At 47.0% G+C, this 23,797-nt stretch carries 22 protein-coding genes; 19 read left to right on the top strand and 3 right to left on the bottom strand.

All coding sequences use genetic code 11. From position 1 onward, the window contains the following. Nucleotides 1-81: 81 nt before the first annotated feature. The 8 genes from AC4EHB_RS05640 to AC4EHB_RS05605 all read left to right on the top strand — a co-directional run bounded on the left by AC4EHB_RS05640 (nt 82) and on the right by AC4EHB_RS05605 (nt 11,250). Entirely contained in the window at nt 82-1,650 is a 1,569-nt protein-coding gene (locus tag AC4EHB_RS05640) for a peptide chain release factor 3 (RefSeq protein WP_490980877.1), read from the top strand. A 138-nt stretch (nt 1,651-1,788) separates the two neighbouring features. Continuing rightward, the gene (locus AC4EHB_RS05635; RefSeq protein ID WP_490980876.1) at nt 1,789-4,848 is read left to right on the top strand and encodes an efflux RND transporter permease subunit; all 3,060 of its coding nucleotides are present in this window, start codon (nt 1,789-1,791) and stop codon (nt 4,846-4,848) included. Nucleotides 4,849-4,920: 72 nt separating this feature from the next. Next, on the top strand, nt 4,921-6,000 hold the full coding sequence (locus tag AC4EHB_RS05630) for an SDR family oxidoreductase (protein ID WP_490974601.1): 1,080 nt from the start codon (nt 4,921-4,923) through the stop codon (nt 5,998-6,000). Between the two features lie 217 nt (nt 6,001-6,217). Next, nucleotides 6,218-6,994, top strand: coding sequence for a TerC family protein (locus AC4EHB_RS05625; RefSeq protein WP_490974600.1), 777 nt, complete (start codon nt 6,218-6,220; stop codon nt 6,992-6,994). 233 nt (nt 6,995-7,227) lie between these two features. Then, nucleotides 7,228-7,977 (top strand): RNA polymerase sigma-I factor, encoded by a 750-nt coding sequence (sigI, locus tag AC4EHB_RS05620; protein ID WP_490980875.1) that lies wholly within the window; start codon nt 7,228-7,230, stop codon nt 7,975-7,977. Then, on the top strand, nt 7,974-9,257 hold the full coding sequence (locus AC4EHB_RS05615) for an anti-sigma-I factor RsgI family protein (RefSeq protein ID WP_490980874.1): 1,284 nt from the start codon (nt 7,974-7,976) through the stop codon (nt 9,255-9,257). Before sigI ends, AC4EHB_RS05615 begins: the two co-directional genes overlap by 4 nt. Before the next feature lie 106 nt (nt 9,258-9,363). Further along, entirely contained in the window at nt 9,364-10,713 is a 1,350-nt protein-coding gene (locus tag AC4EHB_RS05610) for a TrkH family potassium uptake protein (protein WP_490974597.1), read from the top strand. Nucleotides 10,714-10,791: 78 nt separating this feature from the next. After that, entirely contained in the window at nt 10,792-11,250 is a 459-nt protein-coding gene (locus tag AC4EHB_RS05605; protein ID WP_490980873.1) for a MarR family winged helix-turn-helix transcriptional regulator, read from the top strand. 81 nt (nt 11,251-11,331) lie between these two features. Here AC4EHB_RS05605 and AC4EHB_RS05600 read toward each other — a convergent pair whose 3' ends face one another. Together AC4EHB_RS05600 and AC4EHB_RS05595 are read right to left on the bottom strand one after the other, a co-directional pair. Further along, nucleotides 11,332-11,973, bottom strand: coding sequence for a DUF8580 domain-containing lipoprotein (locus AC4EHB_RS05600; RefSeq protein WP_490974595.1), 642 nt, complete (start codon nt 11,971-11,973; stop codon nt 11,332-11,334). A gap of 53 nt (nt 11,974-12,026) precedes the next feature. Continuing rightward, nucleotides 12,027-12,638: a CPBP family intramembrane glutamic endopeptidase gene (locus AC4EHB_RS05595; RefSeq protein WP_490974594.1), complete on the bottom strand. Its 612-nt coding sequence runs from the start codon at nt 12,636-12,638 to the stop codon at nt 12,027-12,029. 220 nt (nt 12,639-12,858) lie between these two features. Here AC4EHB_RS05595 and ykzS point away from each other — a divergent pair, with 220 nt between their 5' ends. The 5 genes from ykzS (at nt 12,859) to AC4EHB_RS05570 (ending at nt 17,460) form a co-directional block, all read left to right on the top strand. After that, complete coding sequence (gene ykzS / locus AC4EHB_RS05590; RefSeq protein WP_490974593.1) at nt 12,859-13,047, top strand: protein YkzS; 189 nt, start codon at nt 12,859-12,861, stop codon at nt 13,045-13,047. Nucleotides 13,048-13,091: 44 nt separating this feature from the next. Continuing rightward, complete coding sequence (locus tag AC4EHB_RS05585; RefSeq protein ID WP_490980872.1) at nt 13,092-14,027, top strand: AAA family ATPase; 936 nt, start codon at nt 13,092-13,094, stop codon at nt 14,025-14,027. A gap of 1 nt (nt 14,028) precedes the next feature. Next, the gene (locus tag AC4EHB_RS05580) at nt 14,029-15,183 is read left to right on the top strand and encodes a DUF58 domain-containing protein (RefSeq protein WP_490980871.1); all 1,155 of its coding nucleotides are present in this window, start codon (nt 14,029-14,031) and stop codon (nt 15,181-15,183) included. Continuing rightward, nucleotides 15,180-16,406 carry a DUF4129 domain-containing protein gene (locus AC4EHB_RS05575; protein WP_490980870.1) on the top strand — a complete coding sequence of 409 codons (1,227 nt, stop codon included), beginning with the start codon at nt 15,180-15,182 and terminating at the stop codon, nt 16,404-16,406. Before AC4EHB_RS05580 ends, AC4EHB_RS05575 begins: the two co-directional genes overlap by 4 nt. 193 nt (nt 16,407-16,599) lie before the next feature. Next, entirely contained in the window at nt 16,600-17,460 is an 861-nt protein-coding gene (locus AC4EHB_RS05570; RefSeq protein ID WP_490974589.1) for an NAD(P)-dependent oxidoreductase, read from the top strand. Nucleotides 17,461-17,498: 38 nt separating this feature from the next. Here AC4EHB_RS05570 and AC4EHB_RS05565 read toward each other — a convergent pair whose 3' ends face one another. Then, nucleotides 17,499-17,960, bottom strand: a complete 462-nt coding sequence (locus tag AC4EHB_RS05565) for a YkyB family protein (RefSeq protein WP_490974588.1) — start codon at nt 17,958-17,960, stop codon at nt 17,499-17,501. Between the two features lie 136 nt (nt 17,961-18,096). Here AC4EHB_RS05565 and fadH point away from each other — a divergent pair, with 136 nt between their 5' ends. The 6 genes from fadH to AC4EHB_RS05535 all read left to right on the top strand — a co-directional run bounded on the left by fadH (nt 18,097) and on the right by AC4EHB_RS05535 (nt 23,752). Continuing rightward, entirely contained in the window at nt 18,097-18,864 is a 768-nt protein-coding gene (fadH, locus tag AC4EHB_RS05560) for a 2,4-dienoyl-CoA reductase (RefSeq protein WP_490975625.1), read from the top strand. A gap of 122 nt (nt 18,865-18,986) precedes the next feature. Then, nucleotides 18,987-19,430 (top strand): cyclic-di-AMP-binding protein CbpB, encoded by a 444-nt coding sequence (gene cbpB / locus AC4EHB_RS05555; protein ID WP_135505660.1) that lies wholly within the window; start codon nt 18,987-18,989, stop codon nt 19,428-19,430. A gap of 69 nt (nt 19,431-19,499) precedes the next feature. Next, complete coding sequence (locus AC4EHB_RS05550) at nt 19,500-20,975, top strand: MDR family MFS transporter (protein WP_490974587.1); 1,476 nt, start codon at nt 19,500-19,502, stop codon at nt 20,973-20,975. Next, nucleotides 20,968-21,843: a transcriptional regulator CcpC gene (gene ccpC, locus AC4EHB_RS05545; RefSeq protein ID WP_490974586.1), complete on the top strand. Its 876-nt coding sequence runs from the start codon at nt 20,968-20,970 to the stop codon at nt 21,841-21,843. Before AC4EHB_RS05550 ends, ccpC begins: the two co-directional genes overlap by 8 nt. 66 nt (nt 21,844-21,909) lie before the next feature. Further along, nucleotides 21,910-22,623 (top strand): 2,3,4,5-tetrahydropyridine-2,6-dicarboxylate N-acetyltransferase, encoded by a 714-nt coding sequence (dapD, locus tag AC4EHB_RS05540; RefSeq protein ID WP_490980869.1) that lies wholly within the window; start codon nt 21,910-21,912, stop codon nt 22,621-22,623. A gap of 13 nt (nt 22,624-22,636) precedes the next feature. Beyond that, on the top strand, nt 22,637-23,752 hold the full coding sequence (locus AC4EHB_RS05535) for an N-acetyldiaminopimelate deacetylase (RefSeq protein ID WP_490980868.1): 1,116 nt from the start codon (nt 22,637-22,639) through the stop codon (nt 23,750-23,752). Nucleotides 23,753-23,797: the final 45 nt, after the last annotated feature.

Here is a 23,797-nt window from a genome sequence, read left to right as displayed (position 1 = left end):
CATGGCAGCTATTGAAATTTCTTGTCTTTTGCGGCACCCTTCTCTAATATGAGAAGAGTAGAATTAAAGGAGCGTATAAACATGTCAGACCAATTAAAAAAAGAAATTCAAAATAGAAGAACTTTTGCAATCATCTCCCACCCGGATGCCGGGAAAACAACCCTAACAGAAAAACTATTGCTTTTCGGCGGCGCGATCCGCGATGCCGGAACCGTCAAAGGCAAAAAGAGCGGCAAGTTCGCGACTTCCGACTGGATGGAAATCGAGAAACAGCGCGGAATTTCAGTAACGTCTTCCGTCATGCAATTCGATTACGACGGGAATCGCGTCAACATCCTTGATACGCCCGGGCACCAAGATTTCAGTGAAGACACATACCGTACATTGATGGCGGTGGACAGTGCTGTAATGATTATCGATGTTGCCAAAGGGATCGAAGCTCAAACAGTAAAACTATTCAAAGTATGTAAAATGCGTGGCATTCCTATTTTTACGTTCATTAACAAAATGGATCGCCAAGGGAAAGAGCCGCTAGAATTGATGGAAGAACTTGAAGAAGTACTGGGCATCCAATCGTATGCGATGAATTGGCCGATCGGCATGGGGAAAGAGTTTCTTGGAATTTATGACCGCTACAATAAGCGCATCGAACCTTTCCGTTCTGAAGAGGGCCGATTTATGCCTTTGGACGAAAATGGCCGGCTCGAGGGCGAACACGAAATGACCAAAACGTCTTATTATACCCAAGCGCTCGATGACATCGATTTGCTGAACGAAGCAGGCAATGATTTTTCAATCGAACAAGTGAGAAAAGGCGAATTGACGCCGGTATTCTTCGGCAGTGCTTTGGCGAATTTTGGCGTGGAGACTTTCCTTGAAACTTACCTTCAATTTGCGCCGCCGCCACAGCCGCGCTTGACGCAGGACACGGAATTGATCGATCCACTGGAAAATCCATTTTCAGGATTCATCTTCAAAATCCAGGCGAATATGAACCCGGCACACCGGGACCGCATTGCGTTTGTTCGCATCGTTTCTGGCAAATTTGAAAAAGGCATGAATGTTACATTGGCCCGTACTGGAAAATCGTTCAAGCTGACGCAAACCACGCAATTTCTTGCGGATGACCGCGAAATGGTCAGTGAGGCAGTGGCAGGGGATATTATCGGACTCCACGATGTCGGCAATTACCAGATCGGCGATACGATAACGAGCGGGAAGAAATTCCAGTTTGAAGCGCTGCCGCAGTTTACGCCGGAGCTTTTCGTCAAAGTGACAGCGAAAAACGTCATGAAGCAAAAGCATTTCCATAAAGGGATCTTGCAGTTGGTCCAAGAAGGCGCAATCCAGTATTATAAAACGCTTCACTTGGAGGAAGTCATCTTAGGCGCGGTCGGACAGCTTCAATTTGAAGTGTTCGAACATCGGATGAAAAACGAGTACAACGTAGACGTGCGGATGGAGCCAGTCGGCAACAAAATCGCCCGATGGATCGAAAACGAGGAAGATGTTAAAGAATCCATGTCAAGCAGCCGTTCTATGCTTGTGAAAGACCGCTACGACAACCTCGTGTTCTTATTCGAAAATGAATTCGCGACACGCTGGTTCCAAGACAAAAATCCAGAAATCAAATTATATAGCCTTCTTTAAAATAACCTGCTTAGGCAGGTTTTTTTTATCGCCAATATGCACAGTGGTGACAAAAGTGTGGCGGAAGCCATTTAAGTTTGCGGTTCTATTTCTTTTTTTTTATGATTAAAGCACGAGGTAAAGAGAGGGTATGAGTTTATGAAAATAAGCGATTTTTCGATAAAGAGACCGGTTTTCACCATTGTCATCATGTTTTTGATCATTATTTTGGGGGCCGTTTCATTTTTCAAAATACCGGTCACATTAATTCCTGAACTGAATCCGCCGATTGGCGTGGTCGTGACCGATTATCCTGGTGCCAGCCCGACAGAAGTCAGTGAAAAAGTCACACGGCCGCTTGAAGCAAGTTTATCGACTTTGCCGGGAATTGAATCCCTGCAATCTTCTTCAGAAGAAGGCTCCAACTTCATTTTATTGGAATTCGACTGGTCGACGAGTATTGATGATGTCCAGACGGATATCATGCAGCGTATTGACCAGACCCCGATTCCGGACGACTCCAATAAACCGCAATTTTTTAAATTCGACCCATCTCAATTTCCTGTCATTCAATTAGCGGTTCGAGCAGCTGAAGGCGGAGAAGATGTCCGCGTTCTGGCTGAAGAGCTGGAGACGGAATTGCTTCAGACGGAAGGCGTCGCCAGTGTCAACATTTCCGGTTCACTGACCGAACAGATTCTCATTTCCTTGGATCAGAAACTGTTGGAAGAAAAGGGCTTGCAGCAATCTGATATTGTCCAAGTTATCCAAGCTAATAATATATCCTTGCCAGGTGAACCGATTCAGACAGACGACGGCCGCCAATTAACGACACGTGTCCTCAGTTCGCTGGCCAGCGAAGACGAAATCCGGGATTTGGTTGTCACCGTGAACCCAATGGACGGCGGCAATGTGACTGTCGGCGATGTGGCGGAAGTTACACTTGGTGAACAAGAGCTCAGCAGTGAAACAAGAGCTAACGAAGAACCCGCCGTTCTCTTGTCGGCATTGCAGGAATCCGGTGCGAACACCGCAGATGTTTCCGAAGCGTTCCAAGATAAACTTGACGAATTACTTCAAGAAGAACGTTTTGCAGGCGTCGAGACGGATATCCTTTTTGATCAGGGCGATTACGTGAAACTGGCTGTTGGCAATATTGGTCAAACGTTAATATATGGCGGTATTTTTGCGATGCTGGTGTTGTTCTTTTTCCTGCGCGGCATCAAGAGTCCGATCATCATCGGTGTGGCAATCCCTTACTCCGTCATCGTCACATTTGTTCTGATGTATTTTTCCGACTTTGCATTGAATATCATGACGCTTGGCGCGCTGGCTCTCGGCATTGGCATGCTCGTGGATAATGCCATTGTGGTCATCGAAAATATTGAACGCCATTTGTCGATGGGCAAAAATCCGAAACAGGCAGCATCGGAAGGGACGAAAGAAGTAGGGGGCGCAATCATCGCTTCGACGTTGACGACCGTCGCGGTTTTTGTTCCAGTCGTTTTCATTACAGGCTTGATCGGCGAAATCTTCTTTGAATTTGCGGTTACGATTTCCTTCAGCTTATTTGCCAGCTTGGCCGTCGCTTTAACAGTCATCCCGATGTTGGCATCAAGGATGCTTGATAAACCGAAAGGCAATATTGAAGCAAGGCAGCGCCGATCGAAGGGGCTGAAAAACTTTGAGCGTTCCATCAAGTGGTCTCTATCGCATCGGCTAATTGTTTTGCTGACGACATTGGTGCTTCTTGGAGTGGCTACGTTCGGCGCGTTCCAAGTAGGGACGGAATTCCTGCCCGCTACTGATGAAGGCTTCGTCACAGTTTCAGTCGAGCTTGAAAATGGTTCATCCACTGCCGCGACAAATGAAGTGGTGGACATGATAGAAGAAGAGCTGAAAAAGGAAGAGGAAGTTGATGTTTATGTGAGCCTGGTCGGAAGCACCCAGCAGGGACAGGCACAAGGGACGGCACAGACCAATATCGCTGAACTTTACATTAAATTGATTCCGTTGGATGAACGAAGCAGGTCGGTGTTCGACTTCGTGGACGATGTCCAACCGCGCGTCCTGGAAAAGATAGGGGAGCAGGCGGAAGTCAGTTTTAATTTGCAGACGGCGGCTGGATCTTCGCCGAATACGCTGTCATTCACGGTGACCGATACCGATAAAGCGAGGCTCGATGAAGCGATCAAAAAAATCAGCAGCGAGCTTCGCGCAGTGCCGGAAGTGACTGAATTGACCAATGACCGTGAAGAAACGGTCGAAGAAATACAGCTTATCGTCAAAAAAGAAGCGGCTACTGAAAACGGCTTGGCTCCAGCGCAAATAGCCCAAACAGTCAATAATTTGACCAGAGGGGTTTTGACGACGCAGGTCTTGACGGAAGAAGACGAAGTTTTGAGCGTCTTTACGGAGTTGGATCCGCAATTCCGCGACAGTGTCGATAAATTGGAGGTGCTGAAATTACGTGCGCCTTCCGGCCAATTCCTTGAACTCCAGGAACTGGCAGATATTGAGATTTCACAAGGGCCGGTCGACATCAAACGGGTCGATCAGGCGGACAGCGTGTCGTTTACGCTGCAGCATAGATCCGATGTTACTCTCGGCGATATGTCGGATAAAGTGGACGGAGTGCTCGAAGGCCTCAACCTAGATGACAATACGTCTATTTCGTTCGGCGGGGACCGTGAACTTTTTGATAATGCCATCAACGACATGCTGCTCGCAGTAGTGCTCGCGGTTGTGCTTGTCTACATCGTTATGGCAGCGCAGTTCGAATCATTCAAATATCCACTCGTTATCATGTTCACTGTGCCGCTCATGGTTATAGGCGTAGCGATTGCCTGGTTAATCACAGGGACGCCGATCAGCATCACTGCCGTCATCGGGATGCTCGTCCTCGTTGGGATTGTCGTCAACAACGGCATTGTCCTCGTCGATTACATCAACCAGCGGAAAGAAGCCGGCATGGAGTCATATGAAGCCATCCTTACGTCGGTGCGCGATCGCCTGCGGCCGATTCTGATGACCGCATTGACGACCATTCTCGGCCTGCTGCCATTGGCACTTGGCATCGGTGAAGGAACTGAAATCAACCAGCCGATGGGAATCACCGTTATCGGCGGGTTAATCAGCTCCACTTTCCTGACTTTATACATCGTGCCGATTGTTTACAGCCTTTTTGATCGGGAAACGAGAAGATTGAATAAAAGATGAGCCTTCGGGCTCTTTTTTTATTTTCTTTTATGTTGGAATATTATGTATAATCATGGAGAGGAGGTGTCGATCATGTCTGAAGTTGTTTTTACAGGATTTCCAGGTTTTATCGCAAGCCAGCTTATCCGAAGATCGGTGGATGAGGAACATGGAATTTCAGCAATAGTATTGCCATCGGAGATAGAGAAAGCTGAGCAGGAAGCGAAAAAAATCCAGCAGGAAACCAGCTGCCGGCCGATTCGTTTAATCTCAGGCGATATAACCAAGGCGGGGTTGGGGCTGTCTGCTGAAGACGCCGAATACCTAAGAAAGCAAGAAGTGATTTTTTGGCATTTGGCCGCAATTTATGATTTGGCAGTGCCCAGGCAGGCGGCTTGGAAAGTGAACGTGGAAGGCACAGCAAATGTCAATAACTTCGTGCGATCCATTCCGAAGCTGAAGCGCTATGTCTATTTCAGCACCGCATATGTAGCGGGTTCAAGACAAGGGAAGCTCTATGAACATGAACTGATCCGGCCGGAAAAATTTAAGAACTTTTATGAAGAAACAAAGTTCGAAGCAGAAGTTCTTACCGAAAGCCTGAAGGAGAAAGTTCCGGTCACTATCATTCGTCCCGGCATCGTCAGAGGACATTCAGTTACCGGTGAGACTGTGAAGTTCGATGGGCCGTATTTCTTTCTGAATATGATCGACAAAGTGCGCAAACTTCCGTTAATCCCGTATCTAGGAAAGTCCTCGACTTACATCAATGTGGTGCCGATCGATTACATACTGGATGCCAGCATCTACTTGAGTTTGCTGCCGGAAGCTGCAGGAAAAACTGTACACCTGACGGATCCGAATCCGCATCCGGTCGAGGAAGTCTACCGCAAGATGGTCAATGAAATGACCGGCAAAATGCCGAAAGCCCGTCTGCCGCATCGGTTGGCTGAATGGTCTCTGTCGGTTTCTCCGGTCCGCAAATTTCTTGGAGTGGAAAAAGAAACTTTGGACTATATGACCTGGCAGGCGTCATTTGATGCTTCGGAAGCTCAAAGGCTGCTAAAGGGAAGTGGTATCCAGTGCGCCGATTTCCTGGAGACGATGCCGCAGATGATCCGGTTTTACGAATTGCACAAAACGGACAAAAAATACCGGATTGCCATACGCTAATGTTTTACAACAATAAAAATAATGCTATAATAACATTACAACTCAATACACTTTGACGTTCAGTCAAGGGGGAGTAGCTGTAGGGAAACCTATTTCATAATCGTCAATACATGGTTAGTACCCATCGGTTATGATAGCGATTTTAATTGCTTAGCGAGACCTTTGCCTTTATTTAGGCAGGGGTCTTTTTTGCTGGCAAAAAACAGGAGGAGAAAAAATGGAAGCAGAATTATTACAGTATGCATGGGTCCTATTAGTATTAGTAGGGCTTGAAGGATTGCTAGCAGCGGATAACGCTGTAGTAATGGCCGTAATGGTCAAGCATTTGCCGAAAGACCAACAGAAAAAAGCATTGTTCTACGGTTTACTGGGAGCATTCGTGTTCCGCTTCGCGGCATTATTCATGATCACGCTGCTAGTGAACATTTGGCAAATTCAGGCATTAGGAGCAGCATATTTGCTGTTTATCTCGATTAAGAGTATTTATGACCAGCGAAAAGGCGATAGCGACCAGAGCCTGGATGAAGAAAAAGAACCGAAAAAGGGTTCTGGTTTCTGGATGACGGTATTGAAAGTGGAATTGGCCGACATTGCGTTTGCAATCGACTCGATGCTTGCAGCTGTCGCGCTAGCCGTGACTTTGCCGCATCTGCCTGTTTTCGGCATAGACGAAATCGGGGGAATCAATGCAGGGCAATTCATGGTAATGCTTGCCGGTGGATTGATTGGTGTAATCATCATGCGTTTCGCAGCCCACAAATTCGTTCAATTGCTTGAGAAATATCCGCAGCTGGAAACAGCAGCGTTTGTCATCGTTGGATGGGTAGGAGTAAAACTCCTTGTGATGACATTGTCGCACGACAACGTCGGCATTTTGCCTCACGACTTCCCGCACTCAACTCCTTGGACGTTGACGTTCTGGACCGTATTGATGGGAATTGTAGTAGTAGGCGGACTTGTGTCCGTGCGCCAAAACAAAAAAGAAAATGCATAATGTGATTGAAGGATAAGCGCTTTTGTTGTGCTTTTCCGACCATCGGCAAGTCCGGCACAACCGGGCGGTCGATGGTCTTTTTTTTTGTCTTGAAATAGTTTTTTAATGCTACCGACATAAAAATGTAATAATAGCCGAATACCTTTGTTATAAGCGGTTATCCCCTTTTCTTTTACAATATCTGCCGTTACAATCAATGATAGTAACGTTAGGTGAGAGATGAGGTGAACGGCGTGCTGATAACTGCAATCAGCGGAATATTCGGCCGCAATGTTAAATGCACAGCGGAAGAATTAGCAATACTTGCACAACAAGGAGATTCCGATGCGTTGAATGAGCTGATCGAATCGTATGGACCTTTTATGAAAAAGACGGCTTCGCAAGTTTGCAAACGGTTTATCAGCAGCAGCGACGATGAATACAGCATCGCGTTGTCCGCTTTCCACGAAGCGGTGCTTAGATATGAAGAAGGTAAAAATGCTTCATTTCTGACATTTGCGCATATGATTATTCGCCGGCGCATTATCGATTTTATTCGCAAGGAAAGCGGCCGCAATGAGTTCAGCCATGACTTTACAGCTGCATCAGATGCAAAAGATTCAAACGGCTGGATTGAAGGGCGCCAGGCAGAGAAGTTTTACAAGGAAGAGCAGCAGGCTGAAAGGCGAAAAGAAGAGATTCTAGTATATCAGCAGCTTATAGCGCCATTTGGGCTGGACTTTCAGCAATTGGTGAAAGTGTCTCCCGCCCATGAAGATGCGCGGCAATCCTGTATGCAAATTGCTCAGCTAGTTGCCGAAACCGATGAATTTTTCGATTACCTGACCGACAAGAAAAAGTTGCCGATCAAAGATATCGAAAAGCTCGTTCGGGTTTCGCGCAAAACGCTTGAACGGAATAGAAAATACATAATCGCCATGGCAATATTGATCGATAGTGAACTGTATTACTTAAAAGACTATTTAAAGGAGCGGTTGTTTTGAGGAGAATCCAAAAAGGTTTATATATAGAACAAAAGAAAAACCGCTCCGTTTTTCTCATGCATGATGGCCGATTTATCCATGGCCGTCCAACTGCACCGCTTGAAATTGGAGAAGAGGGGTCCTTCTATCCGCTAACCGCAAAATCAAAATGGAATTGGCAGCCAATATTTGCCCCGGCCATTGCAGCTGTTGCAACACTCGGGTTATTTTTAAGTGCATTGTTTCCTTCTGAAGATGCATTTGCCTATGTGCAGTTGGAAATGAATTCCAGCATTGAAATTGGCGTAGATGAAAAAATTCGCGTCATTTCCATTCGTGAACTTGATGAAGGCGGACAAAAACTCATCGGCAAACTGGGTGAGTGGAAAGGTGAAGCGCTGGATAACCTGATTGAGCGCTCTATCGCTATTTCCGTGATGGATGAAACGGAAAAAGTGACGATTACCACTGCTGCTGAAAAAAGCGATGATGCTGCGGGAACTCAGCTTGAAAAAATGGTATTGGCAGCTTCGGCTGCAGCTGTAGAAAAGGATATCGATATCCATGTGAAAAAAGCGACTTTTGTTCAATGGGAACAGTCAGTTGAAGAAGACATTCCTGTCGGACAGAAAGTCGAAAGCTATACTTCGATTGAGAGTGAAGAGCAATCCGGAACTGGCTCTGATTTACAAACAGATGTAGATAATGAAATTAAAGCATTGAAAATTGAAAAGAACCAATCCCGTGTCAAAAATAAAGCAATGGGCAAGGAGATGCACGGAAAACCCGATGCAAAATCTAAAGCCGGCAAAGAGCATGCGCCTGTCAAAAAGGAAAAGGCCATAGAACAGCCGCATAAAAAAACCATTGAATCACCGAACGCTGCGAAAACAAAAAAATTCGTTCCACCGGCCAAAGCCGAAAAAGTAAAGCCTGCCGGAAATAGCCAGAAAGCCAAAGCGGTTGAAAGAAAATCGGCATCGGCTCCAACGCCTCCTAAAAAGGCGAAGCCTGCTTCTACTGGACAATCTGGAAGCGTGCCTGCAGTTTCGAAGCTGGAAATAGAAACTGCAAAAAAACAGAAACAAAAACCGGCTGAGAAAGTGAAGCCAAAGCTCCAACCGAAGCCGAAGACAAAAGAAAAAATGCAAAAGCAAGTCAAACAGAAAGCCAAAGGGGCAGACGCAAAGCCTAAAAAACCGGTAAAAGCAGTGACACAGCATTCACAGAATCAACAAGGACAAAATCAAGCCCAGATGCCTAAAGGTAAGGCTGTGGACGAAAAGAAAGAGCAGAAGTGATTCTTCTGCTCTTTTTAATTGGAAGAAATGTGATTTACCCTTTCTTTTTGCATTTTCTTTTCATAGAATAGGGAGAGGATAATGTGGCCGAAAGGAAATGAACTCCATGAACAACACGTTTCAAAAAATTAAAAATTTAACTCCGGCCCAAGTGATTGTTTCTTATTACTTTGCGGCAATCGCAATTTCCTTTTTGCTGTTGAAATTGCCGAATGTGCACCAAGAGGGAGTACGGCTGTCATATATGGATACGATGTTTACAGCCATCAGCGCTGTCAGCGTTACCGGATTGACGGTGGTGAATATTTCCGAAACCTACTCAGTGTTTGGAATCATCGTTCTCATGTTCATCTTGCAGCTGGGCGGAATCGGAATCATGTCCATCGGCACCTTCTTCTGGCTGTTGGTCGGCAAACGCATCGGATTGCGCGAACGCCAATTGATTATGGTCGATCATAACCAATTCAGTATGTCAGGCGTCGTGAAGCTGATCCGGGAAATCATTAAAATTCTGTTGATGATTGAATTGATAGGCGCTATTATTTTGACGTCGTATTTTACACAGTTTTATGATACATTCAGCGAAGCATTGCTCCACGGAGTATTTGCATCGGTATCAGCGACGACAAACGGTGGGTTCGACATCACCGGCAATTCGCTCGCCCCTTACTTCAATGATTATTTCGTGCAGATCATTACTATGATTTTGATCATTCTAGGGGCAATCGGCTTCCCGGTACTAATCGAATTAAAGGAATTCTTGTCCAATAAAAACAAAAATTTTCGTTTTTCACTGTTCACGAAAATTACAACAAGCACTTTCGGCATTTTGCTGGTAGTCGGGAGCATCGGCAATCTGGCATTGGAATATTTCAATGCTTTTACCGGCATGTCTTGGCACGAAAAGTTATTTGCTTCCATATTCCATTCGGTATCATCCCGCTCAGGCGGATTGACTACAATGGATATCACTACTTTCAGCGATGCGACGAACGTCTTTTTGAGCGCATTGATGTTTATTGGCGCTTCCCCAAGCTCTGTCGGCGGAGGCATCCGGACAACAACATTGGCCATTGCTGTCTTATTTTTAATTAATTTTGCAAGAGGCAAGAACAGCATCCAAATATTCAGCAGGGAAATTGAATTGATAGATGTGTTCCGGGCATTTGCGGTCATCATTTTGGCAGGGTTCATGGTTCTTGTTGCCACTGTGGCCTTGTTAATTTCAGAGCCTCATGCGACGGCAGTTGAAATACTTTTTGAAATAACATCCGCGTTTGGAACTTGCGGAATGTCTCTTGGTATAACAGATGATTTGTCCGATTTCGGAAAGGTTATTGTCATGTTATTGATGTTCATCGGCCGTGTCGGCCTGATTTCGTTCCTCTTCACCATTGGAGGCAAGACTGACCCAACGAAGTACCATTACCCGAAAGAACGTGTAATCATCGGCTAATAAAGGCTAAGACTTAACAATCGTGCCTTTTTCCAAAAAAAAGAATATAATTGTTTTAAGAGGATCTTTAAACCGGAAATGAGTGGATTAATTATGAGCGAAGATGTGAAACAGTCGTTGAAACTTTTTATCGTCTTGTCGCGGGTGCATAAAGCGATAACAGAACAGACCAACCATTTTTTTCAGGCACATGGCGTCAACCCGACTGAATTTGCGGTATTGGAACTTTTATACCATAAGGGTCAGCAGCCGCTTCAAAAAATAGGCGGGAAGATTTTATTGGCAAGTGGTTCGATCACGTATGTCATTGATAAACTTGAAAAGCGCGGCTTTATCACACGCGTGAATTGCCCTACAGACCGCCGCGTCACGTATGCTGCGATTTCACCAGCAGGCAAAGAATTTATGAGTGAGATTTTTCCAGAACATGAAAAGAATTTGCATGAATTGACTAATGCACTGACGAGCGAGGAAAAGGATCAGGCAATCGAGCTCATGAAGAAACTCGGCTTGTCGATCAAAGATCTATCCTATTAACGGCTGCGGGCAAGACTGAGCAAAAAAACAATAAAAAATGCGCATCGGACTTTGTCCAGTGCGCATTTTTTATTTGGTGTATTAAGGACGTCCGATTGTGCTTCCCATGTCGATGAAGTCTGCCGTGGCATTAACTGCTGTGCTGTCAAAAACGGTGAGGCGGACAATTAGGTTTTCTTTTTCATAAACGACGCCAGTTACTTTGCCTTCCGCGGTGGGTATTTCATAAGCAACGGAGTTGAGGAATTCCGCACCTTGTGGAGCTGCGGCTTCAGCTATTTCGGCATCCGGATTTGAAGCTGCCAGCGTTTCCTTCATTGCGGCTTCCGCTTGCGCGAATTCAATGTCTTCTTTATTAAAAGTTTCAATGCGCATGAATACCGCAGAATCTTCTTCCCACAGCAAAGCATCTTTGCCAGGTTCTTCAGAAGTTAATTGAAAGCCAGACAGAACGTACATTTCGTACTGCTGTTCATCGCTCTTGGTAAGTTCACCTTCGGCTTCAGCTTTCGAAGGTTCTTCTTCGGCTATTTCAGGCTCTTCTTCCGCTTCTGGTTCTTCTGTTTCAACAGGCGTTTCTGTGGTTTCTTCAATCGGGTCTGTTTCTTCTGGAGTTTCTTTAGCCCCATTCGGCTCTTGTACGGTCTCAGAACTTCCGCATGCAGCCAATAGGCCACCGACCGACAATACCGCTGCGGCTAAAAATAAATTATTTATTTTCATAATAATTCCTCCCTTTCCTCTAGTTGACGTTTAATAAGTCTAAGGCGTTTCAATTAAAGCAAAGGTTTCACCAAAAACAACAAGACTACCATCACCAGATGAGTGATGATCAATAAAGGCATACTGCGTTTCCACTCATAGAGAGCACCAAGAACAATGCCCGCGGCCGCTCCGGCTAGCATCCCCGGAATAAATCCTCCGAGCCCCAGCGCCAGCCCGAATAGCACAGAAGACGTTAGGATTGCGAAGGGGATCGGCATATATTTCTTCAATTTTTGCTGGACATAGCCGCGCCAGAAGATTTCTTCTCCAGGAACGATAATGAACATCAATAAAAGATAATGCCAGATGGATACTGGTGCAAAGTTCGCCAAGAAGTTTGATAACGCGTTTTCAATTGGAAACGGCAATAATTGCAACGCTCTATAGCTTCCGGCGATAAGGCCGTAAATCAGCGTTCCATAGCCGAGCCCGAACAACAGCGACTTCCACGTTGGCAATTCATCGAAAATTTTCGCAAACAGCAACGCGTAGGACATGAGCAATAATAAAGCGAACGTGTACATATACCAAAAAATCGCTGTATTTTGAAACGCTATGAAATATAGCAGGAAAGCTGAAGGAATCAGCAACAGTAAATGATGTTCTTTTATAAAATTCAACATATTATATCCTCCTAGATAACAGCCGTTTTGAATAGAGTTAATGGCTAAGCCAAAGATGTTCAACTTCAGACGATGCTGTATAATCGAAGTTATTAACATTTCTTTGGAAATAGCCGATGATAACACGGGTGGCTAACCCGCTGGATTTGAATGCTTTCTTCCATTTAATTATTATAGCAGAAGCTGATTAGCGAATCGAAGATGAGAGGGGAAAGGGAAAATGACAGATTACACAGAATTGCTGGATCAATTGAAAATGGGGGCAATAGAATCGTTGACAATCGAGAAACAAAATTTCCTGGAATTCCGCAAAGTTTTAATATCACGTGAAGATTTCAAGCATTACCGCGGCGTCGCCCACCATCATGGCGTAACGATCTACAATTACACTGAAGAACCATCGAAATGACATAAAGGCCAAAAGAAGATGCCATACATAGGGGGAAATGAAAAATGGAGAAATTAACGCTAATAAGACAGCATTTAAACGGCCTGATTGTTGGCCGCGAAAAAGAAATTGATTTCATGCTCATCGCGTTGCTTCAAGAAGGGCACGTATTGCTTGAGAGCGTTCCGGGCTCAGGCAAGACATGGATGGCAAAAGCATTTGCCGGATCTTTCCAAGGGGGATTTCAGCGCTTGCAGTTCACACCGGATGTTTTGCCATCGGACGTGACAGGAATCCGCTTTTTCAACCCGCGGACTCAAGAATTCGAATTGCGCCCAGGGGCAGTGTTGACGAACCTGCTTCTTGCAGACGAAATCAATCGCGCCACACCTAGGACGCAATCGAGCCTACTTGAGGCGATGGAAGAAAAGCAGGCAACCATTGACGGGGAAACGCTGCAGCTGCCTAATCCGTTTATCGTCATCGCCACGCAGAATCCAGTGGAGTCGCAGCAAGGAACTTTCCCGCTTCCGGCAGCCCAGTTGGACCGGTTTTTATTTCGATTGGAAATCGGTTATCCGAGTTTCGAGGAAGAACTGAAGATCATCCGGGATTTCCGGGGAAACGCATCTCATAAAAAAGAAATCAGCGCCGTGGCCTCCATCAGCGAAGTTCAGGCGTGGACACAGGCGGCCAAGAAAGTGTCGATCCATGAAGACATCGAGCATTACATCATCGAGCTGGTCCAAGCAACAAGAAAGCATCCATTGGTCGAGCTGGGGTTGAGTTCCCGCGCAGCGTTAGCGCTTGTCCATGCGGCGCAGGGCCGTGCGTTTATCGAAGGGCGCACATTTGTGACACCAGACGATGTTAAATACATACTGCAGCCTGTCGCTTTGCATCGACTTCTCCTGACAGGTGAAGGGATGCTTATTGCCAAGCCGTCGGAAGTTCTGAAGGAAATCGCCGAATCCATCCCAATGCCTGTTGAGGCACTTTAAGATGGGTTGGATCCGCCATGAAGAAGGCGCCAGGCAGCAGGGCATCATTTTGGGGATGCTGGCCGTGGCCCTTTTTATGGCTTTTGTGTTTCTTCAATATGAATCAGTGGCAGTGCTGTCGTTTGGAACTGCGGTATTTGGCCTGCAATGGGCTTATATAAAACAGGCAGGAAAAAACCTCGCCTACCACAATGTTTTCATGCGTCAGCGTGTCTTGAATGGCGGAGAATCCCAATGGGAATTGGAATTTGAAAATGGAGGATTGCCGATATGGGGAGGAAAGTTGAAAATCTGGTTTCAGGATGCGGTCCAACCCTCGGACAGCCATAACGAACGGTTCGGTGAGATGATTGAAGTGGATGTGCCATTTACAATCGGTTTCAGAGAAAAAATAAAGGTGAAGATACCGGTGATAGGCCATCATCGGGGGCTCTCGAGGTTGAAAAAAATGGAATTGGCTATCCCATTGCCGTTCGGCGACGGCCATGTGTTGCTGGAGTACCGGGACCGGCTGCTGCAGGAAAAATTGGTTTATCCGAAGCTGCGGAATTTTCCATTCCATAACAAGCCTTCCAGCCAAAAAGCCGGCTATTTCAATTTGAATCACACGTTGTTTGATGATCCGTTTCAGCCTGTGGGCACAAGGGAATACCTCCCGACTGACCAATTTCACCATATCCATTGGAAGGCGAGCGCCCGCATGCAAAGCTACCAGACCAAAATTTTCACTCAAGTAGCGAACGAATCGGTGCTGTTCGCGATGAACGTCGCGTCGCATTACGCGACAATCCCGAATTTAGAAGAACGGACCGAAGAATTAGCTTCTTATATCGAAAGTTGTTACCGGGCAGGCATTCCGTACGCGCTGGCTGTAAACATACGTGCAGCAGGGTCGGTTCCTTACCTTTACCTTCCATCTGGAGAAGGGCAAAAGCAGAGGCTGAAAGCACTGGAACTGCTATCCATATTATCCAAAGACCACTCAACGATGCCTTTCATTGCAATGGCGAGCCATTTGGAGCGGCATGATGGACTGCCGTCTACAACATATGTGCTGACCGATGAAAAGGCCGATATCCGGAACATAATAGCAAAATGGAGCAAACGAACCCAGCTGGCTGTATTGGAAAGCCGCCAAGGGAGGGATAGTGCATGAGCAGCCGTTTTAATGCCGCCTCAAAGTTTTGGATGGATGCCTTCGCCATTTCGATTATCGCTGTCATTATAACTGATGAAGCTTTGCATCCTTTGCTGCTGTCCTGGCCAATTTTGAGTTTTGCCGCCGCGTTGTCCGCTTTCTTGCTGTTTGGAAAGCTTTCATACAGTGTTTGGATATCGGCTGCAATCGCTGGAGCCACCGCACTTGGCGGAGTGCTGATCGGATTTCCGCTGTGGCTCGCGGCTGCAGGGATGCTGGCCGCCATTTATCGCCTGCACACCCGTTTTTCAGGAAGCGAAGATGGCGATGAAGCACTTAGCAAACCGATGCTATTGATTGTCGCACTGTTTGCGATTGCCATGTTCACAACAATATTCAACCCCGAACAAGAAACTGAAGGAATCTTGTATACGCTGTTCGCTGCGGCAATTGTATTGAATGTGCTTCTTAGTTTGTGCTACCGGTATTTGAAGCACCGTCCGGAAGGCATCAGCTTTTCGCAGCTGATTGCAGCTGGAGGCTTTGTGCTGGCTGCAAGCGCCCTTTCAGCATTGCTGGTCTATAGCATCGCTGAAAAAGCCAGGCAAGGAGCGGGAGCGGCAGCAGGCGGGCTGCTGCAATTGGTACTTTGGCCATTTTCCGGGCTGATGGAGAAATTGGGTGTTTCGCTGTCAGCCTTATCAAGTTCAGAAAAAGTCCAAGAAACCATCAACAAAATGGGACCTTCAGAAACACGGCAAGAAAATGGTTTGGCAGCAGTGCCGGCAGCAGCCGATTTTCCGGTTGAAGTGATGTTGGCCGCGTTGCTATTGGGGATAACCGCCGCATTGGTGCTATGGCTCAAGAAATGGCGACCTGAAAAATCAAAGCAGGAAAAGGAACAGCCCGTCTTCATTGAACGGATGGGCATGAATAGCGCAAAACCGGCTGCACGCGAAACATATGAAGAAAAAACGCATGCAGAGGCGGTTGACTTGCAGTATATCCGAGCAGTCTACCGTGAGTTCGAGCGTCAGGCTGAAGCGGCTGGGCATAGCCGCGGCGTTTCTGAGACTGTCAGGGAATGGACATCGCGCATGGGTTGGCAGGTATCTGAAAGATTTTTTGCCACATACGAATTTGTTCGGTACGGCCAAGGGGAAGTTTCGGCAAATGAAGTTAATCCTTTCTTGGAAGAAATCGAACAGCTTTCAGAAAAGAATTTCAATGAAAAGGTTTAAGCTTTTGATAGACGGGGCATAGTATATTTGAACACAGCAACATTCTCATTTCCCCCTTTTGTGGTCGGTCCGAATAGCGGATCGGCTTCTTTTTTTGCGTTTTATTAAAATGGCGATTTTCGTTGCTGAATAATTATGTGAATTAACAGAAGATTTTTGCTAAACTGGTAATATAGAGAAGGAGTGATAGCATATGAAAATTGGATTTATCGGGACTGGTGTCATGGGCAATAGTTTGGTCAAGCATTTATTAGAGGCTGGCCATGAAGTGGCGATTTATACACGGACGGCAAAAAAAGCGGAGAACCTAGTCGCTTTAGGAGCAAAGCTAATGGAGTCGCCGCGGCAGGCAGCGGAACAAGCCGAGACAGTATTCACGATGGTCGGCTACCCGGCTGACGTCGAACAAGTTTATTTTGGGAATAACGGCATATTGGAAGGCGCTAAAGAAGGAACGGTATTGGTCGATCTGACAACTTCGCAACCAAAACTGGCGCAGCGGATTTACGAAGCGGCTCAAGAAAAAGGTTTGAAATCGCTGGATGCCCCAGTGTCTGGCGGTGACATAGGGGCACAGAACGGCACCTTGTCAATCATGGTAGGCGGAGATAGAGCGGTTTTCCAAGAGGCTTTGCCGTTATTCGAATTGCTTGGACAGAATATTGTCTATCAAGGGGCAGCGGGGGCTGGCCAGCATACGAAAATGTGCAACCAGATCATCATCGCCTCCAATATGGTCGGTGTCTGCGAATCACTGATCTACGCGAAAAAAGCGGGACTGGATCCGGAACAGGTGCTGCGGTCGATTTCCTCTGGTGCGGCAGGTTCATGGTCGCTGTCCAATCTGGCGCCGCGCATCATCAACGGCGATTTCGACCCAGGGTTCTACATAAAGCATTTCATCAAAGATATGAAAATCGCCGCTGAAGAAGCTGAAGCGATGGGCATTGACTTGCCGGGCCTTCGCCAATCGCTGCGCATGTACGAAAGTTTGGCTGATCAAGGCTACGGGGAAAACGGCACCCAAGCATTGATCAAGTATTACGAAGAATAAAAAAATACGCTGGCTCTGGAAGCCGGCGTATCGGATGATCAATCAAAATAGGATTTTTTGGGTGAATAAAACCGATCTGCCTCTCTCGGCGTGTACGTTTTGGTGAAAGGCGCTTGGGGAGCTTCTTTCTTTTTCGGCTGAAGGCCGGTGAAAGAGCTGAGGATCTCCTTGGCGGTTTTTAGGTTCATCCTGCTGGGTGGATTACGATAGGATTCATCCAACTGGCCTAAATGGTCAAGCTGTTCAAAGTCTTCTTTTTTCGGCAGCATGTGAAAATAATAGTTACCGCATTGAACGAGGACTGAAGATTGTTGTTGGCTTTTTCGGGGATTTTTGCTGAAGTGAAGACCGATTTTTCTGGCGCGATTCTTGGTGATCATCGTCGATAAGGCTTCTTTTTTCAAGGCGTACAAATACTGGTTGTCAGGGGCGGTTTTCGCGTGCCGGTTAACGGTGAAGATTGCCTGGGCAATTTCCGCATCCGTTTTTTGTGTAGCCATGGACCCATTCCTTTCTGAAGTTGGAATTTGCTTAATTAAGCATGTCCATCATACCAAATTAACGGGAAACTGTATACTGGACGGACGGCAGGGCCGAATTGAAAAATTACACATAAAGGGGATTGGGGAAATGGAAATGTTCAAAGAACAGACGATTATTGTAACAGGCGGATCAAGCGGCATGGGGTACCATATGGCGGAACGGTTTGCAAAAGAAGGTGCGAATGTCATCATCACGGGGCGGGATATGGAAAAGCTGAATGCTGCTGTCACATCGATGGAAGTGCTAAATGGTTCTGTGGAAGTATTTCAAATGGACGTCCGGGAACCGGAACACGCAAAAGCGATGGTGAGCTTCGCCCATGAGAAATTTGGGCGCATCGACGGGCTGGTCAATAATGCGGCAGGCAATTTTATCGTCCACGCGGAAAAGCTGTCGCCTAACGGCTGGCGTTCCGTCATTGATATCGTACTGAACGGCACATTCTTCTGTTCACATGCAGTCGGAAACTACTGGATTGAAAGGGGCGCGAAGGGAAATATCCTGAATATGCTAGCTACCTATGCATGGAACGCAGGGGCAGGCGTTGCGCATTCAGCGGCCGCCAAAGCAGGCGTCATGTCATTGACGCGGACATTGGCGGTGGAATGGGGCACACAATACGGCATCCGGGTCAATGGGATTGCTCCAGGGCCGATTGAACGGACGGGTGGAGCCGATAAATTATGGGAATCCGAGAAAGCGGCAAAACGCACGTTAGAATCCATTCCGCTGGGCCGTCTTGGGAAGCCGGAAGAAGTGGCGGAACTCGCAGCGTTTATCATGTCGGAAAGAGCTTCTTATATGAACGGGGAGATTGTCACTTTGGACGGAGGGCAATGGCTGAACAAATTTCCGTTCTAGGAAATCCTTGCAATTCATACGGCAAACGTAAAGTGAAAAATAGTTTCGGCTACCGTAATATGTTATGATGAAAACGACCGGAATTAGGTTGGCTCGTTTATGAAGTTAAAGGAGTAGAGTACATGATTTCATTACCTAGCAAAGATTTTCTTGATATGCCAATCGAACAATTCATCATTTCTTCCGAAAAAGTCGCACATGTCCAAGTGGGCAATAGCGCAGAACACGCATTATTGGTTTTGACAAAAACAGGCTATTCCGCGATTCCCGTACTGGATCCGAAATACCGTTTTCGCGGATTGATCAATGCCCAGCGTATAACTGATGCCATTCTGGGGCTCGACCACATCGAATATGAACGGCTGCCTGACATCAAAGTAGACGATATCATGGAGCGGGATTTTCCGCTGATTCATATCAACGAACGCTTTCGGCGGGCATTGGACCTGCTAATTGACCAGAACTTTTTATGTGTCATCGACGATGATGGAATGTTTATGGGGATTTTGACTCGCCGAGTCGTCCTGAAACAATTGAAAAAGCAAATTTACCAATTAAAAAAATAAGATTCAGATAGCCATTGGAGGTCTCATTGCGAGGCCTTTTTTCTGTCATCAAGAGAGAGGGCATAACTTATGAAAAAAACAAATCGTCCATTGGTGCTGGCGTCCGTGATGCTGGCAATGTTTATCGGTGCAGTGGAAGCGACAATCGTCTCGACAGCGATGCCGAGCATCTCGGCAGAGCTTGGCGGATTTTCCAAATACAGCTGGGTGTTCTCTGCTTATCTGCTGATGAGTACGGTTACGGTGCTGCTGTATGGGAAACTGTCCGATATTTTCGGGCGCAAGCCGATATTTGCTGTAGGCATCATCCTATTTTTGATTGGCTCGCTTCTTTGCGGGCTGGCGACATCGATGGATGGATTGATTTTTTTCCGCTTTGTCCAAGGAATTGGAGCGGGAGCAGTATTGCCGATTGCAACAACGATTGTCGGGGATATTTATACGAATGAAGAACGCGCGAAAATACAAGGCTACCTGTCGAGTGTGTGGGGGATTTCCGCAGTGACCGGACCTGCGATAGGCGGCATCTTGGTAGCGACTGTCGGCTGGGAATACGTATTTTGGGTCAATATTCCACTTGGAATTTTGGCGTTGCTGGGAGTGATGTTCTTTTTGGTGGAACCGGTGAACCATAAGAAACCGGCTATCGATTTCGCTGGCGCGGCTTTACTGACGCTTGCGCTCTCCATGTTCCTTTATTGGCTCGTTGAAGGCGGCGTCGGTTTTGGCTGGGCTTCTATTCCGTCATTCATGCTGCTGGGAGGCGCGGCCGCTATTTTCACCCTGTTCGTCTTTGTGGAGCGAAGAGCGGAAGATCCGATGATGCCATTTTCCATCTGGCGCAATAAATCGATTTTATTCGCGAACCTGGTTTCCCTTTTTACAGGCATCATCCTGATCGGCGTAACGAGCTATTTGCCTGCTTATGTCACTGGTGTCATGGAACAGTCCGCGACAATCGCCGGATTCACGCTGACAGCTATGTCGATCGGATGGCCGATTGCAGCCTTTTTTTCAGGGAAGCTGCTGCTGAAAATCGGCTATTTTCAAACCTCGCTGCTCGGCGGCGTGTCACTGGTCATTGGGACGGTGCTGTTCGTTTTGATGCAGGCAAGTTTCGGCCCGTGGTGGGCTGCGATGTCGAGCTTTTTCATCGGCGTCGGGATGGGGCTTACAAGCACCGCGTTTATCGTCTCGATCCAATCGGCGGTTTCCTACGAACAGCGTGGCTCCGCGACAGCTTCAAACATTTTTATGCGGAATTTGGGGAGCACGATCGGAGCGGCATTGTTAGGAAGTGTACTGAATGTGACGCTGTTAAATTATTTCCGCAGCACTGGGGAAGGATTCACGTTGAACTCGGTCAACGAATTGCTGACGGAGAAGAGCCGGGCCGCCTTATCCCCAGAAGCAATTAAAGTGCTGCAGGAAGGGCTCGAACAAGGGTCGCAGAACGTTTACGGGTTGACCGCGGTTTTTGCTCTGATCAGTTTATTGCTGATTTTCGGGCTGCCGCGAAAGAGAGGGCTGAGAAGAGATGGCTAATGAAGAACTGATCATCAAAGTGCTGGCAGAAGAAGGCAATATGCGGAAAGCGGCTGAACGGCTCTTCTTGTCACAGCCGGCCTTGTCGCAGCGCCTGCAGTCTATCGAGAAAGACTGGGGACAGCAATTGTTCATCCGCTCGCAAAAAGGATTGACGCCGACGCCTGCCGGAGAGCTTGTCATCAATTATTCGATTGACATGATTCAGCGCAAGGAAGAGGTATTTGAAATCCTTCATACACTGACGTCTAAAGTCCACGGCACATTGAAAATTGCCTGCGCAACAATCATCGGCCAGAATTGGCTGCCGAAGGTGCTGAAAGATTTCGTCACGCTTTACCCGGAAGCAAAAATCCAGTTGATTACCGGCTGGAGTTCAGACATCGTCCGAGCGCTTTATGAAGGCGAAGCCCATGTCGGCATTGTCCGGGGCCAAACCGATTGGAAAGGCACAAAGATGCATTTATTCCGTGATACGCTGTATTTGGTTGATAAGGAAATCACATCGCTCGAACAAGTGGAAAAGACGGAACGGCCGTTTATCCAATTTAAAAGCGATTCCAATTATTACGAGGAAATCCAGCAATGGTGGCAGAAGCATTTCGCTTCAAGCCCGAAGCGGCAAATCACAGTTGACCAGATTGAGACGTGCAAGCAAATGGCGGTCAACGGCATCGGCTATGCGATTTTGCCTTCTATTACGCTGGACGGGACAGAGGGCGTCCACAAAATCCCGCTGTCGAGCAGCGCGGAAGAATTGGAGCTTACGCGTGATACATGGCTAATCGGCTACGAATCTGCATTCCAGCTGCGCCAAGTAGAGGCATTTGTCGATATAGTGAAAAAACATGCCGCTTTATTAAGCTAATGTACTGAATTATTATTCTAAATCCGTTATAATAACACCATCACTTATAGAAAGAGGTTTTTATTGATGAAGCAAATGGATGCAAATGAAATTATCTCGTACATACAGAATGCTACAAAATCAACGCCTGTCAAAGTTTATGTAAAAGGGCAGAACGTCGCTTCTTTGGACTATGGCACAGGCTCTAAAGTTTTTGGAGAAGGGAACCACGCAACCGTTTTCGGTGAATGGGCGCAAGTCCAAGGAGCACTTGAAGCAAATGCTGCTGTCATCGAAGACTCAGTAGTAGAAAATGACCGCAGAAACTCTGCGATTCCGTTATTGGATATAAAAAACATCAACAGCCGCATCGAGCCAGGCGCATTTATCCGCGAAAATGTGGAAATCGGCAATAATTGCATCATCATGATGGGCGCTGTCATCAATATCGGAGCGGTCATCGGTGATGGCACAATGATCGACATGGGCGTTATTCTTGGCGGCCGCGCAACTGTCGGCAAAAACTGCCACATCGGAGCAGGCGCAGTCCTTGCCGGTGTGATCGAGCCTGCATCAGCGACTCCTGTCATAGTAGAAGACAACGTCATGATTGGTGCGAATGCAGTCGTATTAGAAGGCGTCCGCATCGGCGAAGGCGCGGTTGTTGCAGCCGGCGCAATCGTTATTGAAGACGTGCCAGCCAACTCAGTAGTCGGCGGCACGCCAGCACGCGTCCTTAAATTGATGGATGAAAAAACACGTTCGAAAACGGAAATCAAACAAGAACTTCGCCAGTTATAAGAGGCGATATTTTATGGATTTAATGAAAATCAGAAGAGAATTGCATCAAATACCGGAAATCGGGTTTCAGGAAGTTAAAACCCAGGCTCTTTTGAAAAGCATCATCCAGGAGCTGCCGCAAGATCGTCTTGATGTAGTGGAATGGAAGACTGGCTTGGCAGTAAAGGTTTCAGGCACTGCTCCAAGTAAATTGATTGGCTGGCGCACGGATATCGACGGCTTGCCGATCACGGAAGCAACAGGGCTCACATTCTCTTCGCTCCATCCAGGGCGGATGCATGCGTGCGGCCATGATGTCCATATGGCGGTTGCGCTTGGTTTGCTGGAGAAATTAACTGAAAAGCCGATCAAAGATGACGTGGTAATCTTGTTCCAGCCGGCAGAAGAAGGGCCGGGCGGCGCATTGCCGTTCCGGGAATGGCTGAAAGCTGAAATGCCGGCATTTTTGCCGGATAACATTTTTGCGTTGCACATCGCGCCGGAAATGCCAGCAGGAACAGTATCGACAAAGCCGGGGTTGTTGTTTGCAAACACCTCGGAATTGTTCATCGACCTTCAGGGCAAAGGCGGACATGCCGCTTTTCCGCATAATGCGGAAGACATGGCGGTAGCAGCGGCGTCGCTTCTGCTTCAACTGCAGACAATCGTCAGCCGCAACGTCAACCCAATGGATTCGGCGGTATTGACGGTCGGCAAATTCACTGCAGGGACTGTCCAAAATGTCATCGCGGAACACGCGCGGCTAGAAGGGACGATCCGTACCTTGAATTTGGAATCAATGCAAAACATGAAGTCCCGCATTGAAGCACATTGCCGCGCTATTGAAGAAGGCTTCCATTGCCGAATCACCATCGATTACGGTTCAAGTTATCTGGAAGTGAATAATGACGAAGAATTGGCAGAACAATTCCTGCATTTCGCTGCCGGCTATAAAGGTGTTTCAGCAAAACGCGCTGAAGCGGCGATGACGGGTGAGGATTTCGGGTATTTCACCAATCAGATTCCAGGCCTCATGTTTTGGGCGGGTGTTGGTTCTCCTTACGGCCTTCATCATTCCAAACTTAATCCAGACGAAGCGGTTTTGGATACGATGCCGCAATTCATCTACGAATTTTTCCAAAGCCAATAAAAAAACAGACAGGCAGCTAAGTGGCTGCCTGTCTATTTTTTGTTT

It is taken from the genome of Planococcus sp. TJ-302, from assembly GCF_058268455.1.
This window is presented reverse-complemented; position numbering and strand designations above follow the sequence as displayed.

What these genes read in the sequence shown, in the direction of transcription:
- AC4EHB_RS05640 (WP_490980877.1), top strand. Translation starts at nt 82, where the DNA reads ATGTCAGACCAATTAAAAAAAGAAATTCAAAATAGAAGAACTTTTGCA.
- AC4EHB_RS05635 (WP_490980876.1), top strand. Translation starts at nt 1,789, where the DNA reads ATGAAAATAAGCGATTTTTCGATAAAGAGACCGGTTTTCACCATTGTC.
- AC4EHB_RS05630 (WP_490974601.1), top strand. Translation starts at nt 4,921, where the DNA reads ATGTCTGAAGTTGTTTTTACAGGATTTCCAGGTTTTATCGCAAGCCAG.
- AC4EHB_RS05625 (WP_490974600.1), top strand. Translation starts at nt 6,218, where the DNA reads ATGGAAGCAGAATTATTACAGTATGCATGGGTCCTATTAGTATTAGTA.
- AC4EHB_RS05610 (WP_490974597.1), top strand. Translation starts at nt 9,364, where the DNA reads ATGAACAACACGTTTCAAAAAATTAAAAATTTAACTCCGGCCCAAGTG.
- AC4EHB_RS05605 (WP_490980873.1), top strand. Translation starts at nt 10,792, where the DNA reads ATGAGTGGATTAATTATGAGCGAAGATGTGAAACAGTCGTTGAAACTT.
- AC4EHB_RS05600 (WP_490974595.1), bottom strand. Translation starts at nt 11,973, where the DNA reads ATGAAAATAAATAATTTATTTTTAGCCGCAGCGGTATTGTCGGTCGGT.
- AC4EHB_RS05595 (WP_490974594.1), bottom strand. Translation starts at nt 12,638, where the DNA reads ATGTTGAATTTTATAAAAGAACATCATTTACTGTTGCTGATTCCTTCA.
- ykzS (WP_490974593.1), top strand. Translation starts at nt 12,859, where the DNA reads ATGACAGATTACACAGAATTGCTGGATCAATTGAAAATGGGGGCAATA.
- AC4EHB_RS05585 (WP_490980872.1), top strand. Translation starts at nt 13,092, where the DNA reads ATGGAGAAATTAACGCTAATAAGACAGCATTTAAACGGCCTGATTGTT.
- AC4EHB_RS05580 (WP_490980871.1), top strand. Translation starts at nt 14,029, where the DNA reads ATGGGTTGGATCCGCCATGAAGAAGGCGCCAGGCAGCAGGGCATCATT.
- AC4EHB_RS05575 (WP_490980870.1), top strand. Translation starts at nt 15,180, where the DNA reads ATGAGCAGCCGTTTTAATGCCGCCTCAAAGTTTTGGATGGATGCCTTC.
- AC4EHB_RS05570 (WP_490974589.1), top strand. Translation starts at nt 16,600, where the DNA reads ATGAAAATTGGATTTATCGGGACTGGTGTCATGGGCAATAGTTTGGTC.
- AC4EHB_RS05565 (WP_490974588.1), bottom strand. Translation starts at nt 17,960, where the DNA reads ATGGCTACACAAAAAACGGATGCGGAAATTGCCCAGGCAATCTTCACC.
- fadH (WP_490975625.1), top strand. Translation starts at nt 18,097, where the DNA reads ATGTTCAAAGAACAGACGATTATTGTAACAGGCGGATCAAGCGGCATG.
- cbpB (WP_135505660.1), top strand. Translation starts at nt 18,987, where the DNA reads ATGATTTCATTACCTAGCAAAGATTTTCTTGATATGCCAATCGAACAA.
- AC4EHB_RS05550 (WP_490974587.1), top strand. Translation starts at nt 19,500, where the DNA reads ATGAAAAAAACAAATCGTCCATTGGTGCTGGCGTCCGTGATGCTGGCA.
- ccpC (WP_490974586.1), top strand. Translation starts at nt 20,968, where the DNA reads ATGGCTAATGAAGAACTGATCATCAAAGTGCTGGCAGAAGAAGGCAAT.
- dapD (WP_490980869.1), top strand. Translation starts at nt 21,910, where the DNA reads ATGAAGCAAATGGATGCAAATGAAATTATCTCGTACATACAGAATGCT.
- AC4EHB_RS05535 (WP_490980868.1), top strand. Translation starts at nt 22,637, where the DNA reads ATGGATTTAATGAAAATCAGAAGAGAATTGCATCAAATACCGGAAATC.